Here is a 15,312-nt window from a genome sequence, read left to right as displayed (position 1 = left end):
TACCGTGACCTACACGACCATTGTCGCCGGAGTCGGCGACCTGACGGACAACGCCCACGTCATCGACCGCGCCTGCGAGATGGCGCGCCTGAACGACGCCGCCCTGCTCCTCGTCGCGGGCTTCGACCCGGTCGCCCCCCGGGACCGGGCGCGCCTGACCGACGCCCCGCCGAGCATCCGCCCCGCCGAGGCGCGCCTGACCGAGGACGAGGCCTACGGGGTCGTGGAGAAGGCGCGCGACATCGCCGTCGAGCGCGGCGTCGACCTGGCCCAGGGCGTCGTCGTCGAGGGGGAGGCCGTCTCCGCCCTCACCCTCGTCGCCATTGAGACCCAGGCCGATCTCGTCGTCGTCGGATCGCGGGGCGTGGACTCCCTTCTGGGCAGGCTCTTCGGGGCGGTGAGCATCCAGGTGCTGCGCAAGTCCCGGTGCGACGTGCTCGTCGTCGTCGAGCCCGACGTCGCGACGGACTCCGCCGCTGCCGCCGCCCTCAGGGCCGCCGCCAATTCCGTGGCCGCCGCCGCCGTCGACACCGCCGTGGCGCATGTCGTGGCCACCGACGCCGCCGCTGTGGCGGAGTCCGCCGCTAAGACCGACGGGAAGCCGGCCGACGCCGACGCCGGGGAGCCGACCGACGCCGACGCCGGGGAGCCGACCGACGCCGGGGAGCCGACCGACGCCGACGCCGGGAAGTCGGGCGTCGCCAAGATCGCCGGGAAGTCGGGCGTCGCCAAGATCGCCGGGAAGTCGAGCGTCGCCAAGATCGCCGGGAAACTGGGCGTCGCCAAGATCACCGGGAAGTCGACCGACGCCGACGCCGGGAAGCCGGCCGACTGAGCCGGTCCCGACCCAGCGGCGGGGCGGTCCTGCACGGGACCGCCCCGCCGCGCTGCGCGGGCCGATGCGCGGGCGCCGCCGAGCGCGCGCCCCCGCCCCGGTGCGGCGCGACCGATCTTCTTCGGGCGAACTCGGCGGGGCGGGGCCGGTTCGGGCTAAGGTGGGATTGTTCGATGCCGAATCGTGACCTCCGCCGCGGGCGAGCCGGTCCGATGGCGCTGAGGGACGAGCACCCCGCCCGGGTGCGCGACGAGCGGACGCGAATGGAACCGAGACCAGTCACCAGGCAATACCGGAACCCCGCGGTCGCGGCGAGGCCCGCGCCGCCGCGGCCGAGCGAGCGCGTCATCCGCGCCGAGCGCCGGGTCGAGCGCGCCCGGCGCGAGCAGAGGCGGCTGGCCTACCTGCGCCGCCGCCGGCGCCTGCGCTACGACGACGTCGTCGTCGTCGAGGAGGCGGCCCTGCGCCGGGCCATCCTCGGCTCCGTCGTGGGCAACATCATGGAGTGGTACGACGTGGGCGTCTACGCCTACGTCGTCATCTTCATCGGCCCCGCCTTCCTGCCCGGGGCCTCCGACACCGCCCAGAACCTCTTCTCCCTGGCCGTCTTCGCCGTCACCTTCGTGGCCAGGCCCCTGGGGGGCGTCGTCCTGGGCCAGCTCGGGGACCGCCTGGGGCGCAAGGAGGTCCTCGCCTTCACCCTCATGATGATGGCGCTGGCGACCTTCGGCATCGGCGTCCTGCCGCCGGGCGCCGTGCTCGGCGTGTGGGCGCCCGTCCTGCTCATCTGCCTCAAGCTCGTCCAGGGCTTCTCCACCGGCGGGGAGTACGCCGGGGCGACCACCTTCATCACCGAGTACGCCCCGGACAAGAAGCGCGGCTTCTACGCCGCCCTGCTCGACTGGGGCTCCTACATGGGCAACGCCCTGGGGGCCGGCCTGGTCACCGTCCTCATGATCGTCCTGCCCAAGGACGTCATGTCCCAGTGGGGCTGGCGCATCCCCTTCCTCGTGGCCCTGCCCATGGGCGGGATCGCCCTGTACCTGCGGACCCGCATCGAGGACACCCCGGCCTTCCGCGGCGCCCGGGCCGAGGTCGACGACGAGGAGCCCGCCGACCTGGCCGCCGTCGAGACCGACATCATGCGGCCCGAGGGGCCGCTGGGGGTCGGGGACATGGTGCGCACCTACTGGCGCGAGCTCCTGACCGCCATAGTCCTGGTCGCCGGCGCCAACACGGTCGGCTACGCCCTGACCTCCTACATGCCGACCTACCTGACCGCGACGCTCCACTACGACGCCGAGCACGGCCCGCTGCTCACCCTGCCGGTCCTCGTCCTGGTCGCCTTCCTCGTGCCGGCGATCGGCTGGATCTCGGACCACGTGGGGCGCAGGCCCGTCCTGTTCTCCGCGGCGGTGAGCGTCATCGTCCTGTCCGTGCCCGCCTTCAAGCTCATGGAGCACGGCGCCGTGTGGTCGACGCTGCTGGGCCTGGGCCTGCTCGCCTACCCGGTGGCCGCCTACGTCGGCAACCTCGCCGCCTCCCTGCCGGCCATCTTCCCCACCGCCTCGCGCTACGGCGGCATGGGCATCTCCTACAACATCGCCGTCGCCGTCTTCGGCGGCACCGCGGCCCTCATCATGGAGTCCCTGGTCAAGCTCACGGGCAACAGCCTCGTGCCCGCCTACTGGCTCATCGCCACGTCCTCGGCCGCCTTCGTGGCCATCTTCAAGCTGCGCGAGACCGCGCGCCGCCCGCTGCCCGGCTCCATGCCGGCCGTCGCCTCCCGGGAGGAGGCCGCCGAGCTCGTCCAGACCCAGGAGGAGAACCCGGACCTGGACGTGGGCGAGATCTTCGCGGCGGCGCCGGCCCACCTGGTGGACACCGAGCCCACGGTCGAGGAGGCCCGCGTGGAGGCCGAGATCGCCTCCGCGGAGGAGGAGGCCGCCTGGAGGCGCCTGGCCCACGCCCGGCGGGCCGCCGCGCAGGCCCGTCAGGAGCTGCTCGCCGCCCGCCAGCGGCGCGAGATGCGGGAGGCGCGCGAGGGCGGCGGCGCGGTGCGGCGGCCGGGCCGTTGGTCGGATCCGGCACCGCGGTAGCCGCCCCGGCGCTGCGCGTTTGGCCTAGGACCTCAGTCACATTACAGTGGCCGTGGCATGACGCGATGTCGCGTCGACCCCACGCAACGAGATCCGAGAGAGACGATGATGCCCAAGTACGTGTACCGCTTCAGTGAGGGAGACAAGGACCAGAAGGACCTCCTGGGCGGCAAGGGGGCGAACCTCGCCGAGATGACCCGCCTCGGCCTGCCGGTTCCCCCCGGCTTCACCATCACCACCGACGCCTGCCGGGCCTACCTGCGCGACGGCGCCGTGCCCGACGAGCTCGCCGTCCAGGTCACCACCGCCCTGCGCGAGGTCGAGGAGGAGCTGGGCCGCGAGCTCGGCGCGAGCGAGGACCCGCTGCTCGTCTCCGTGCGCTCCGGCGCCAAGTTCTCCATGCCCGGCATGATGGAGACCGTTCTCAACATCGGGCTCAACGACGCCTCCGTCGTCGGCCTGGCCGCCGCCAGCGGCGACGAGCGCTTCGCCTGGGACTCCTACCGGCGCCTCATCCAGATGTTCGGCAAGACCGTCCTGGACATCGACGGCGAGCACTTCTCGGCCGCCCTGGACGCCAAGAAGGCCGAGCGCGGCGTCAAGCTCGACTACGAGCTGGACGTGGACGCCCTCACCGAGCTCGTCGAGCAGTACAAGGCGATCGTGCGCGAGCAGGCCGGCATCGACTTCCCCCAGGACCCGCGCGCCCAGCTCGACATGGCCACCGAGGCCGTCTTCCGCTCCTGGAACACCGAGCGCGCCCACATCTACCGGCGCCGCGAGAAGATCCCCCACGACCTGGGCACGGCCGTCAACGTGTGCACCATGGTCTTCGGCAATATGGGCCAGACCTCCGGCACCGGCGTGTGCTTCACCCGCGACCCCTCCACCGGGCAGTCCGGCGTCTACGGCGACTACCTGGTCAACGCCCAGGGCGAGGACGTCGTCGCCGGCATCCGCAACACCCTGTCCCTGGCGGACCTCGAGCGCCTGGACAAGACCTCCTACGACGAACTGCGCGCCGCCATGCGCAAGCTCGAGACCCACTACCGGGACCTGTGCGACATCGAGTTCACCATCGAGCGCGGCAGGCTCTGGCTCCTCCAGACCCGCGTGGGCAAGCGCACGGCCGCCGCCGCCTTCCGCGTGGCCACCCAGCTGGTCGACGAGAGGCTCATCACCATGGACGAGGCCCTCACCCGCGTCACCGGCGACCAGCTCAACCAGCTCATGTTCCCCCAGTTCGAGCGCACCGACGGCAACGACCTGCTCACCCGCGCCATGCCCGCCTCCCCGGGCGCCGCCGTCGGCCACATCGCCTTCGACAACGCCGAGGCCATCGCCCGCTCCGAGGCTGGCGAGTCCGTCATCCTCGTGCGCCGCGAGACCAACCCCGACGACCTGCCCGGCATGGTCGCGGCCGCCGGCGTGCTCACCGCCCGCGGCGGCAAGACCTCCCACGCCGCCGTCGTCGCCCGCGGCATGGGCAAGACCTGCGTGTGCGGCGCCGACCAGCTCGAGGTCGACGCCGTCGGCAGGACCATCACGGTCCACGGCCGCGACGACCTGGTCCTGACCTCCGACGACGTCATCGCCATCGACGGGCGCACCGGCGACGTCTTCCTCGGCGAGGTCCCCGTCTCCGACTCGCCCGTCATGACCTACCTGCGCCGCGGCCTGGAGGCGGCCCTCGACGCCGCCGGCGACGTCGACGCCCGCGAGCTCGTCACCAGCGTGGACCGCCTCATGAGCCACGCCGACCAGGTGCGGCGCCTGGTGGTGCGCGCCAACGCGGACACCCCCGACGACGCCCGCCACGCCATCCACCGCGGCGCCCAGGGCGTGGGCCTGTGCCGCACCGAGCACATGTTCCTGGGCGAGCGCAAGCAGTACGTCCAGAACCTCATCCTCGCCCGCACCGACGAGGAGCGCCGCCGGGCCCTCGCCGCGCTCCTGCCCCTGCAGAAGGGCGACTTCGTGAAGATGTTCGAGACCATGAACGGCAAGCCCATGACGGTGCGCCTCATCGACCCGCCGCTGCACGAGTTCCTGCCCGACCTGACCGAGCTGAGCGTCAAGGTGGCCGTGGACCGCGAGCGCGGCGAGCTCGACCCGGCCGATGAGGCGCTCCTGGCCGTGGTGCGCCGCAGCCACGAGGACAACCCCATGCTCGGCCTGCGCGGCGTGCGCCTGCTGCTGACCATGCCCGGGCTCATCGAGCTGCAGGTGCGGGCCATCGCCGAGGCCGCCGTCGAGCGCCTGCACGCCGGGGGCGACCCGCACCCGGAGATCATGATCCCGCTGGTGGGGTCGGTGCGCGAGCTCCAGATCGCGCGCGAGCGCACCGAGGCGGTCCTCGCGGAGGTCTCCGCCGAGTCCGGCTTCGAGCTCGACTTCCCGATCGGCTGCATGATCGAGCTGCCGCGCGCGGCGGTGTCCGCGGACACGATCGCCGAGGAGGCGGACTTCTTCTCCTTCGGCACCAACGACCTGACCCAGACCACGTGGGGCTTCTCGCGCGACGACGTCGAGGGCGTGTTCTTCAAGGAGTACCTCGACGAGGGCGTCTTCGGCGTCTCCCCCTTCGAGACCGTCGATGAGCGCGGCGTGGGGCGCATGGTCGAGATGGGCGTCGAGCGGGGCCGGGCCACCAAGCCGGGCCTGAAGATGGGCGTGTGCGGCGAGCAGGGCGGCGACCCGGACTCGATCCAGTTCTTCCACCGGACGGGCCTGGACTACGTCTCCTGCTCGCCCTTCCGCGTGCCGGTGGCGCGCCTGGAGTCGGGCCGCGCGGCGATCTTCTTCCCGCAGGCCGCCCGGGTCGCCGAGGAGGGCTGAGCGCGCCGGGCCCCGGCCCTGCCGCGGCTCCGGCCCTGGTCCTGGTCCTGCCCCGGCCCCCACCGCGGCTCCGGCTCCCGCCGCCGGACGCGGGGGCCGGGGCCGCGGTCCGCGAGCACGTCACTTAACCGCCGAGCACGTCACTTAACCCGCGAGCACGTACCTCTAGCAGACGTGCTCGCGGGTCAAGTGACGTGCTCGTCACCGGCCACCTCCCGGCGAGACTTCTCGCGGCTGCGGCCGAAGGGCTCGGAGCCGTCACCGGGCCGCGCGTCGGGGGACTCGCGCGCGGCCTTCCCGGCGGGGCTGCGGGGAGGCGCTGCGCGTCGAGGGGGCTCGCCCCGCCCATCGGCGGTGGAAAAGGTGGCTCCTGCGTACTTTTAGGGGTGCCCGTTGGGTTCGGCCGTTTGGCGAACGGCGTCATTCCGCCATTCTTCAACCGGGCGGTCCGGGGACGGGGCGTCAAAGATATGCGCCGGCCACCTTTTCGCGCCGCCGGAACCATAACAATGAACCGCGACATCCCGCCGGCGAAGGAGCCGCGCGGACGATTGCGCGCAGTGCCGGGCCGATTGTGACGGGGCTCACATCGCCGCCTTCGCGTCGGCCTCCGCGCCGGAGGCCGGGGCCGGTCGGGGCGACGCTCACCCGCCGCGGAGCCGGTGCACCGGTGCCGGCGGCCGTGACCGCGGCGTCGGACTCGCCCTCCCCCACCCGCCGCGGAGCCGGTGCGCGCCGCGGACGCCGACGGTAGGGTCGGCCCATGGGCGACCCGTGCTTCCTCCTTCACGTCACGCAGGCCGACCGCTGGCCGGCCGTCATCAGCAACCTGCGCAACCTCGCCGATCAGGGCCTGTCCTCCCGGGTGAGGGTGATGATCAACGGGACGGCGATCTACGCCGTGCAGGGCGACAACGACTGGACGGAGGCGATGCGGGAGGCCGCGCAGGACGGCGCCGTCTTCGAGATCTGCTCCCGCTCCGTCGCCAACCACCGCCTCCCCCCGCAGACCCTGCCGGAGTGGCTGACCACCGTCGATGCGGCGATCCCGGCCATCGCCCGGTACACCGCCGAGGGGTGGACCTACGTCAAGCCCTGACGGCGGCGCCTTCGGGCGAGGACGGCGGCCGCGGGCGGACGGGCGCGACGACGGCGAGCGGCCCCGGCCCGGGCCGCGGCGCTGACCCGGGCGACGCTTCCAGTCCGGGGTGCGGCGCCCATCGCAGGCGGGCGGACGGCCGGTGCCCGGCGTCGGCGAGTTCGCCGGACGGCGGAGCGTCGGGCAGGATGAGGTCATGAGCATGCCGACGACGCCTTCCAGCAGGGGAGCCTCCGGCGGGGGAGTCGTGCCCGACGGCGCGCACCGAGCCACCGCGGCCTCGGCCGCCCCCACGACCCGGGTCCCCACCGGGCCCTACGCGCCGGCCCGGTCCCACGGCTTCGTCGGCGCCTCGGCCTCCTCGGCCCCCCGCGCCTCCGCGACCTCCGCCGCCTCGGCCCCGCGGGCCGCCACCGCGCCGCGCCGCACCGGGTCGGCACGCCGGGCCGCCTCGCCGCACCGCGCCGCACCGCCGTACCAGGACGGTGCGCTGCAAACGCCCTACCAGGCCGCCTCGCCGCAGACGCCCTATCAGGCCAGTGCGCCGCAAACGCCGGCCCCGCTGGCGCGCGCCCTCGTCGAGAGCATCGAGAGCGTCGTCGTCGGCAAGCGCGAGGCCGTCGAGACGACCGTGGCCACCTTCCTCGCCGGCGGCCATCTCCTGGTCGAGGACGTCCCCGGCGTGGGCAAGACCACTCTCGCCCTGGCGCTCGCCCGCTGCCTGGAGCTGACCGCCAGCCGCATCCAGTTCACCGCCGACCTCCTGCCCGCCGACGTCACCGGCGTGAGCGTCTACGACCAGTCCACCCGCACCTTCCGCTTCCACCCCGGGCCGATCTTCGCCGGCGTCGTCGTCGCCGACGAGATCAACCGAGCCACCGCCCGCACCCAGTCGGCGCTCCTGGAGGCCATGGGGGAGGGGCATGTGAGCGTCGAGGGGGACACCCGCCCCCTGCCCGACCCCTTCATGGTGGTCGCCACCCAGAACCCGCTCGACATGGAGGGCACCTACCGCCTGCCCGAGGCCCAGCGCGACCGCTTCATGACCCGCCTGACCATGGGCTACCCGGAGCCCGAGGAGGAGGCCGCCATGCTGCTGGCCCGCGGCGGCGCCGACCCGCTCGACGCCCTGCGGCCCGTCGCCACCCAGGACGAGGCCCAGCGCGCCCGCCGCACCGTCGCGGGCCTGCACGTCGACCCCGCCGTTGCCCGCTACGCCGTCGAGCTGGTGGCCGCCACCCGCCGCGACCCGGCCCTCCTCCTGGGCGCCAGCCCGCGCGCCGGCCTCCAGCTCCTGGCCCACGCCCGGGCGCGCGCCGCCATGGACGGGCGCGGCTTCGTCTCGCCCGACGACGTCGCCCGGGCCGCCCCCGCGGTCCTGACCCACCGCCTCATCCCGGCCGAGCGCCACGTCTCCCCGGCCCGCACCCACGAGGCCGCGGCGCAGGCCCTGGCGCGGGTCGTGTCCGCGACCGCGGTGCCGGGCCGGCGATGACCCTCCGACGGCTGCGCCCCGCCGTGCCCCTGGTCGTCCCGACGGTGCACGGCTGGTGGCTGCTGGCCCTGGCCCTGGCGCTGGGCGTGTCCTGGCGCCTGACGGACCTGGGGCTGATGCGCTCGGCGGCGGTCCTGCTCGCCTGCCTCGCCGCCGTCGCGGCGCTGGGCGCCCTGCTGCTGGGGGCGGCCAGCCGCTCGCTCGTGCGCATCGCCGGGCCCGACCAGGTCGTGGCGGGCGAGTCTGGCCGCTGGCAGGCCGTGCTGGCGCCCCGCATCCCGCCCTGGGTGCAGGGCGAGCTGCGCATGCGGGTGGGCGGGCTCGGCGCGAGCCTGTCGCTGTTCGCGCCCCCGCCCGGGCCGACGGCGCCCGACCCCCCGGCGCCGACCCCGGGCGCACTGGCCCCGGCGCCGGCCCCGGGCTCGGCGGGCGGGCGCCTCGCCCCCGCCCGCCGTCGTGAACGGGTGGCCGACGTGAGGGTCGACGCGGACGGACGCGGCCTGCTGCCCCTGGAGGCCCGGACCCTCGTCCTGCACGAGCCGCTGGGACTCATGAGCGTGCGCCGCCGCGCCGTTGGCGCCCTCGACGTCGTCGTCCTGCCCGAGCGCGTGGAGGTTCCGGCCGCCCTGGCCCCGGCCCTCGACCGCGGCCCGGCGCGCGAGAGGGACGAGGAGCAGGGGGAGCTGCGCGACTACCGGCCCGGCGACTCCCTGGCCACGATCCACTGGAAGCAGTCGGCCCGCATCGACCGGCTCCTGGTCACCTCCCGTCAGCGCCTCGGGCTGGTGCGCCGCCGCCTCTGGTTCGACCCGCGCCCGGGCTCCTACGCCGACCGGGCCGAGCAGGAGCTGGCCCTGGCCGCCGCCGCGAGCGTCCTGGACTCCTGGAACGACGGCGCCGCCAGGCTCGAGCTGCGCATCGGCGCGCGCGCCCACCGCGCCGCCCCCGGCCGGGCCGTCGAGCTCATCCGGGTCCTGGCCCTGCTCGACCTGGGCGCCCTGCCCGCCGCCGCGGCCGTGGAGGCGGCCGACGCCGACCGGTCCGCGCCCGAGGAGGCGGCCGAGCGGACGGTCGAGCTGCTCGTGACCGGCAGTGGCTGGGAGCCCGCGCGGACCGAGGAGGAGTCCGACGCCGACGGCGCCGGGGTCCCGGGCCCGCGCGACCCTCGCGTCGTCCTGCGGGCGCGGGCCGGCGCCGTGGAGCTGGTGGAGCAGGGGGCGCGCCTATGAGCCCCCGCCCCGCCCGCACCGGCCCCCCGCCGCCGCCCCGGCCGTCCCGCCCCACCGGCCGGGCCGCCGCCAACCGACCGCCCGCCAGCCGATCGGCCGCCGCCAACCGACCGCCCGCCTCCGGCCGGGCGCCCCGGGCGGCCGTGCAGCGGGCCGCGGTCGTCGTCCTCGGGCGGACCTCGAACCCGAGCCCGGCGCGCTGGCAGCCGCCAGCCGCCGCCCTCATCACCCTGGTCGCCTGGTGGGCCGCCCTGGTCGCCCTGGAGCCGCTCTTCTCCCCGGGCCCGTGGCGCGGGCGCACGCTCGCCCTGGTCGCCGTCATCATGCTGACCCCGGCCCTCGTGCGCGCCGTCCGCCCCGCGCGGGACCTGGTCGCGGTGCTGGCCGCGTTCCTGGCGGGGGGCGCCGCCCTCGCCCTCCTCCTCAACGACCTGGGCGCCCTGGACGGCTGGCTGAAGGACCCCTCGGCCCAGTCGCACGCCATCGGCGAGGTCCTGGTCAGCAGCGTCCCGCCCGTGGACGTCGGCGCGGTCCTGGGCGGGGGCGTCCTCATCGCGGCGGCCCTGCTCTCCCTGGCCTGCGTCCTCATGTCCGACGGCGGGGCCGACGTCGTCGGCGCGACCGCCCTCGTGCCGGGGATCGCACTGCTGGCCCCGACCCTCATCCTGGGCCGGGCGCCGCGCGCGCACCTGGTCCTGACGGTGGGCCTGTGCGTGCTGCTGCTCGTCGTCGTCTCCGCGCCGCGCGGCGCGCGGTGCGCGGGTTCCCGGCTGCGGGCCGCCGGGACCGCCCTGGGCGACGGGGCCTCCCGCCTGGTCACGGCCGCCCTGGCCCTGATCCTGGCCATCGGGGTCCTCGGGCGGGCGCTGCCGGTTCCCGCCCTGCCCTGGTCCCAGCCCGGCGGCGCCTCCGCCCCCGAGGTCAGCCTCACGCTCAACCAGGACCTCGTGCGCGGTTCGAGCGCGCCGGTCCTGCAGTACTCCGGCCTGGAGTCGGGGACCTCGGTCAGACTCACCCTCGCCGTCATCGCCGACCTCGGCGGCGACACCTGGACGCCCCTGGACGACGCGCGCCGGGACGCCGCCGTCGACGAGCCGCAGCCCGGCACCGGCGCCGGGGCCGGGGCGCTGACCCCCGGCGGGGCGCTGCACGCGGCCGGCGCCGGCGCCGCGGACATGGAGAAGGGCCTGCCCGTCGTGGAGGTGAGGGTCACGGGCATGCGCTCCCACTGGTTGCCCGTGCTCCAGTCCACCCTCACGGTTGACGACGGGCAGGGCGTCGACCTGGGCGACTGGTCCTGGGTGTCGGGCACGTCGACGGCGCTGAGCGGCGGCTCCGAGGTCACCGCCGGCGCCCGGTACCGGGTGCGGGGGTGGAGCGCCGTCGCCGACGCCCAGGGCCATCCGCAGACGCCCGTGGGCATACCGGCTCCGACCCCGGACGCCGGGACGCTGGACCCGTACCTCGAGCTGCCCGCCTCCATGCCCGGCGTGATATCCGACACCGCACGGGCGGTCGTCGACGTCGCCGGCGCCGGTTCCGACCCCGCCGCCCGGGCGGCGGCCCTGGCCGCCTGGTTCCACGGCAACGGCTTCGTCTACGACGAGCGGGTCCCCGGCTCCTTCGACGGCGCGGCGGGCTCGGCCCCGCCCGTGCAGGTCGTCGCCTCCTTCCTCAACGAGCGCACCGGGTACTGCGTCCACTACTCGGCCGCCTTCACGCTCATGGCCCGCAGCCTCGGCCTGCCCACCCGCATCGCCGTCGGCTACGCCTCGACCTCGACCGCCGCCTCGGCGGGTGACTGGGTGACTGTCGGCGGCTCCCAGCTCCACGCCTGGCCGGAGGTGTGGATCGACGGCGTCGGCTGGCTCGCCTTCGAACCCACGCCCGGCGGCATCGGGGGGCAGGTCGGCGCGGTTCAGGCGCCGACGACCCCGGCGGCCCCGCCCACCGCCACGCCGTCGGCGCAGGCCGAGCCGACCGCGCCGGCCGGGGAGCAGGGGACGGGCGCTCCGGCACCGGCGTCGGCACCGGCGCCGACGGCGCGGCCGGGCGCCGCGGCGCCGGCGCTCCCCGCGGACCGGGCCGGCGGGGGCGGGGCGATCCCCGACCTGCGGATTCCCGCGCTCGTCCTGCTGGTCCTCCTCCTGGCGGCGCTCCCGGGGCTGGTTCGGGCGCTCCAGCGCTCGCGCCGTCGGGCCGCGGTGCGGCGCGGGCCCCGGCCCGGGGAGGCGGCGTGGCGCGAGCTGGTCGCCACCGCCGTCGACCTCGACCTGCTGCGCCGCGGCACCCGGCTGCGGGCGCGCACTCCCGAGGCCCTAGCCGAGCACCTGGCGTACGAGCTGGGCGGCGGGCCCGGGGCCGGAACCGGCACGGGCGGCGGGGCCGGAACCGGCGCGGACGGGCCCAGCCCGGGCGGCGGGCCCGACCCGGACGCACTCGCGGCGCTGACCCGCCTGGCCGGCGACGTCGTGGCCGAGCGCTACGGCACCGCGTCGGCGGATTCCGGGCGGCGCCGTCGGATCGAGGACGACCTGGGCCTGGTGACCGCGGTGATGAGCGCTACGGCTCCGCCCGGCCGACGTCTTCTTGCCAGAATTGTGCCGAGGAGTATGGTAGGTGGGCGGTTCGCGGAAGCGTGATGGCACCGTGACGTGAGAAGATGATGTTGCAGACGGGTCTACCTGCGACCCGGTCACCGCGGATGGATGGGAGAAGGGGCGACGATGACGCTGTTCGAGCTCAAGGACGGCCGGCTCGGCCCTGCCAGTCCCGGACGTCCCGCCGACGACGGCGCAACGGGGTGGGCCCTGGCCGCCGTGCGCCACCAGCTCACCGAGATCCTGGGCTGGCCCGTGCTGCCCATATCCTGGTCGCGAATCGAGGGCGGGGACGCCCTCACCGCCCTGGACCCCATCGGGCAGGTCATCCACCTGGAGGTGCTGCGGACGCTGGACGCCTCCGCCCTCCTGGCCGCCATGGCCCGTCAGGCCGAGGCCAGCGCCCTGAACCGGACCGAGCTGAGCGCCCTGTACCCGGGGGGCGCCGGGATCTTCCGCCGGGACTGGAACGCCTTCCGCGCCTCGGCCCCCGAGGGCGCGCGGCCGGGTCCGCGGCTCGTCATCGTCACGGCCTTCCTGGCGGCGGAGGTGCGCGCCGGCGCGGTGCTGCTGGCGGGCTCCGGGGTCGAGATCCGCGTGCTCGACGTGAGAATGGTCGGGGACGGCAACGGCCAGGAGCGGATTCTGGTGGGCGTGGAGCCCCTGCGCACCGCCGGCGCCGGCGCCAGCGCGAGCGCCGGGAACGCCGGGAATATGGGGAGCGCCGGGAATGTCGGCGGTGCGCCGGTCGAGGCCGGCGGCCGTCACGGGACGGGCCCGGTTGCGGAGCCCTCGCCCCGGCAGATGCCCGACACGACGGTGATGGCCCCGGCGACCCCCTCGTGGTCCGGGGCCCCCGACGGGCCGACGGGAACCGGTGTGCTGCCCGCGATGACGGGGTCCGGACCCTGGACGCCCGACGGGTCGACGCCGCCGGGGGGCAGCCCCATCGGCCCGGTGGCGCCTGGTGCGCCCGGAGGCCCGGGGGCGCCCGGCGCGCCCGGGGGCCCGGGGGTGCCCGGTGCGCCCGGGGGCCCGGGAGGCCCCGTCGGCCTGAGCGGTCCGGGAGGCCCCGGAGGCCCGGGGGCGCTCGGAGGCCCGGGGGCGCCCGTGACTCAACTGGCGACGGTGCCGGTCAGGCGGGCCAGCGGCCTCGTGTCGCCGTCGCACGTCATTCGCATGCCTGCGGGTGCGACGTCGCCCGTGCTGAGCCCGTCCAGCTCCGCGTCCGTGGCGAGCCCGTCGCCCGCCGCGCCGCCCCCTCCGCCGCCGGCGCTTCCGTCCGAGGCGTCGCCCCACGCGGCTCCCAGCGATCTGCCGACGGCCCCCTACTCGGTGGCCTCCCCGCCGCGCGAACCCTCCATGCCCGCCTTCTCCCCATCGGCCGCCCCGTCGTCGATCGCGCCCCCGCGCACGACGACGCCGTCGCGGCCGCTCACGCCCCCGCGGCCGATGGCGCAGGTGGCGCCGCCGGCGCCCATGTCCGCGCCGCCGGCCATGGGCTCCTCCCCGGCCCCGGCGGCCCCGTCCCCGATCGAACGGCCCGAGACCTCCTTCGCGCCGTCGGTGGTGCCCCCGCGCGTGCCGACGTCGTCGCGGTCGGCGACCCCGTCGCGGCCACTCACGCCCGCCCGACCCATGCCGCCGGTGGAGTGGGCGTCCTCCTCCCCGGCCGTCGCCTCCTCCCCGGCGACCGCGTCCCTGACCGAGCGGTTCGCGCCCTCCTTCGCGCCGTCGGTGGTGCCCCCGCGCGTGCCGACGTCGTCGCGGTCGGCGACCCCGTCGCGGCCACTCACGCCCGCCCGACCCATGCCGCCGGTGGTCGAGCCGTCGGCCGTGACCTCCTCCCCCTCCCCGGAGGGGTCTCTCCCGTCCGAGCTGTCCGCGGCCTCCTTCGCCCTGACCATGCCCATGACGACCTCGTCGGCATCGTCGGCGGCCGTGCCGTCGGTCTCGCCCGCCCCGCCGTCGGCATCGTCGGCGGCCTCGTCCCTGCCGTCGGCCCCGTCCATCCCGCCGTCGGTCTCATCGGCGGCCGCATCCATCCTGCCGTCGGCCCCGTCCGCCCTGCCGTCGGCGCTCTCGCCCGCGCCCCCGACCCGCGTGGGCGCCTTCTCCGATCACGGGGGAGCGCCGGCGCCCACCGGTCGGCAGGCCGTGTCCTGGCTCGACGAACGGCATGAGTCGAGGGTCCTGGTCGAGGACTTGCGCGGTCCGCACGCCGTCGTCGACAACGTCGACAGCAGGGATTCGATCGAGAAGCGCGCCTCTCATCGCTCGGCGGCGCCCGTGCTGGGGGCCAGGCCCACCGTTGCGCCCGGCGCGCCCGCCGCGCGGGCCCTGGCCGTCGTCGCCTCCAGGGTCGAGACCCCCGCGGCTCTCGTGTGGCGCAGCGCCCGCCGCGGCATCAACCACGAGGCCGTTCTCAGCGCCGACGGGTACCTCACGCTGGCCGACGGCCGTCGCTTCACCGATCCCTCGCGCGCCGCCGATGAGGCCCAGCACACCCAGGACACCGACGGGTGGCGGGTCTGGCGCCTCGGCCCCGGCGGTCCGAGCCTCGGCGAGATCCTCCAGTCCGAGTCGCAGGCTCCGGCCGAGCCGCGCCCGCAGGCCGAGTCCCGTCGTGCGCAGGCCGAGCCGCGGACCCGCGCCGAGCTGCGGGCCCGCGACCAGTACCGGGACCGCGACCGGATCGGCGCCTGACCCGCCGCCTCCCCGCCCGCCGTCCTGGCCGCCGACGTCGCCCCTGCCCCGTCGTCCTGGCCGCTGACTGACGGCTGGCCGGGGGTGCGTCTCTTAGTGTGGTGGCAATTCCCGCGGGGCTTCCGCCCGGGGTCGTCGGCACGGGCGGCGGGCATCGTGGGAGCCCTGTTCCTCAGCCAGATTCACAAGGAGTGCACCCACGATGCCCGCCACGAACCAGTCTGCCGTGTCCACGCTGATCCGGGAAGTCCTTGCCGACCCGGATCTGGCTCACGATGACGTCTTCCGCCGCCTGCTCCAGGCCGGGCTGCAGGATCTGGTCGACGCCGAGGCCGCCGCCGTGATCGGCGCGGGGCGCTACGAGCGCACCCCGCATCGCACCAACAGGCGCAACGGCACGAGGCCCAAGAC

The 15,312-nt window shown here is 75.9% G+C and carries 8 protein-coding genes and 1 pseudogene; all 9 read left to right on the top strand.

The window, feature by feature from the left end; genetic code table 11:
- Positions 1-4: 4 nt before the first annotated feature.
- Positions 5-448: pseudogene (locus G446_RS21185) on the top strand (universal stress protein); the annotation flags it as partial.
- A 650-nt stretch (positions 449-1,098) separates the two neighbouring features.
- A complete protein-coding gene (locus G446_RS18095) occupies positions 1,099-2,934 on the top strand; it encodes an MFS transporter (RefSeq protein ID WP_084779264.1) in 1,836 nt (611 codons plus the stop codon).
- Between the two features lie 108 nt (positions 2,935-3,042).
- On the top strand, positions 3,043-5,772 hold the full coding sequence (ppdK, locus tag G446_RS0113435; protein WP_026410516.1) for a pyruvate, phosphate dikinase: 2,730 nt from the start codon (positions 3,043-3,045) through the stop codon (positions 5,770-5,772).
- 763 nt (positions 5,773-6,535) lie between these two features.
- On the top strand, positions 6,536-6,871 hold the full coding sequence (locus tag G446_RS0113430) for a DsrE family protein (protein WP_026410515.1): 336 nt from the start codon (positions 6,536-6,538) through the stop codon (positions 6,869-6,871).
- A 196-nt stretch (positions 6,872-7,067) separates the two neighbouring features.
- The gene (locus tag G446_RS0113425; protein ID WP_245574721.1) at positions 7,068-8,366 is read left to right on the top strand and encodes an AAA family ATPase; all 1,299 of its coding nucleotides are present in this window, start codon (positions 7,068-7,070) and stop codon (positions 8,364-8,366) included.
- The gene (locus G446_RS0113420; protein ID WP_026410513.1) at positions 8,363-9,595 is read left to right on the top strand and encodes a DUF58 domain-containing protein; all 1,233 of its coding nucleotides are present in this window, start codon (positions 8,363-8,365) and stop codon (positions 9,593-9,595) included. The genes G446_RS0113425 and G446_RS0113420 overlap by 4 nt, the downstream gene beginning before the upstream one ends.
- On the top strand, positions 9,592-12,237 hold the full coding sequence (locus G446_RS20680; protein ID WP_026410512.1) for a transglutaminase TgpA family protein: 2,646 nt from the start codon (positions 9,592-9,594) through the stop codon (positions 12,235-12,237). The genes G446_RS0113420 and G446_RS20680 overlap by 4 nt, the downstream gene beginning before the upstream one ends.
- A gap of 84 nt (positions 12,238-12,321) precedes the next feature.
- On the top strand, positions 12,322-14,901 hold the full coding sequence (locus G446_RS20190) for a restriction system modified-DNA reader domain-containing protein (protein ID WP_156916691.1): 2,580 nt from the start codon (positions 12,322-12,324) through the stop codon (positions 14,899-14,901).
- Positions 14,902-15,103: 202 nt separating this feature from the next.
- On the top strand, positions 15,104-15,312 hold a 209-nt coding region (locus tag G446_RS18085), incomplete at its 3' end, for a transposase (protein ID WP_034470813.1).

The organism is Actinomyces dentalis DSM 19115, from assembly GCF_000429225.1.
GTDB lineage: Bacteria > Actinomycetota > Actinomycetes > Actinomycetales > Actinomycetaceae > Actinomyces > Actinomyces dentalis.
Note: the sequence above shows the minus strand (reverse complement) of the source record. Positions and strands in the feature narration are given on the sequence as shown.

What these genes read in the sequence shown, in the direction of transcription:
- G446_RS0113420 (WP_026410513.1), top strand. Translation starts at nt 8,363, where the DNA reads ATGACCCTCCGACGGCTGCGCCCCGCCGTGCCCCTGGTCGTCCCGACG.
- G446_RS0113425 (WP_245574721.1), top strand. Translation starts at nt 7,068, where the DNA reads ATGAGCATGCCGACGACGCCTTCCAGCAGGGGAGCCTCCGGCGGGGGA.
- G446_RS20680 (WP_026410512.1), top strand. Translation starts at nt 9,592, where the DNA reads ATGAGCCCCCGCCCCGCCCGCACCGGCCCCCCGCCGCCGCCCCGGCCG.
- G446_RS0113430 (WP_026410515.1), top strand. Translation starts at nt 6,536, where the DNA reads ATGGGCGACCCGTGCTTCCTCCTTCACGTCACGCAGGCCGACCGCTGG.
- G446_RS20190 (WP_156916691.1), top strand. Translation starts at nt 12,322, where the DNA reads ATGACGCTGTTCGAGCTCAAGGACGGCCGGCTCGGCCCTGCCAGTCCC.
- G446_RS18095 (WP_084779264.1), top strand. Translation starts at nt 1,099, where the DNA reads ATGGAACCGAGACCAGTCACCAGGCAATACCGGAACCCCGCGGTCGCG.
- ppdK (WP_026410516.1), top strand. Translation starts at nt 3,043, where the DNA reads ATGCCCAAGTACGTGTACCGCTTCAGTGAGGGAGACAAGGACCAGAAG.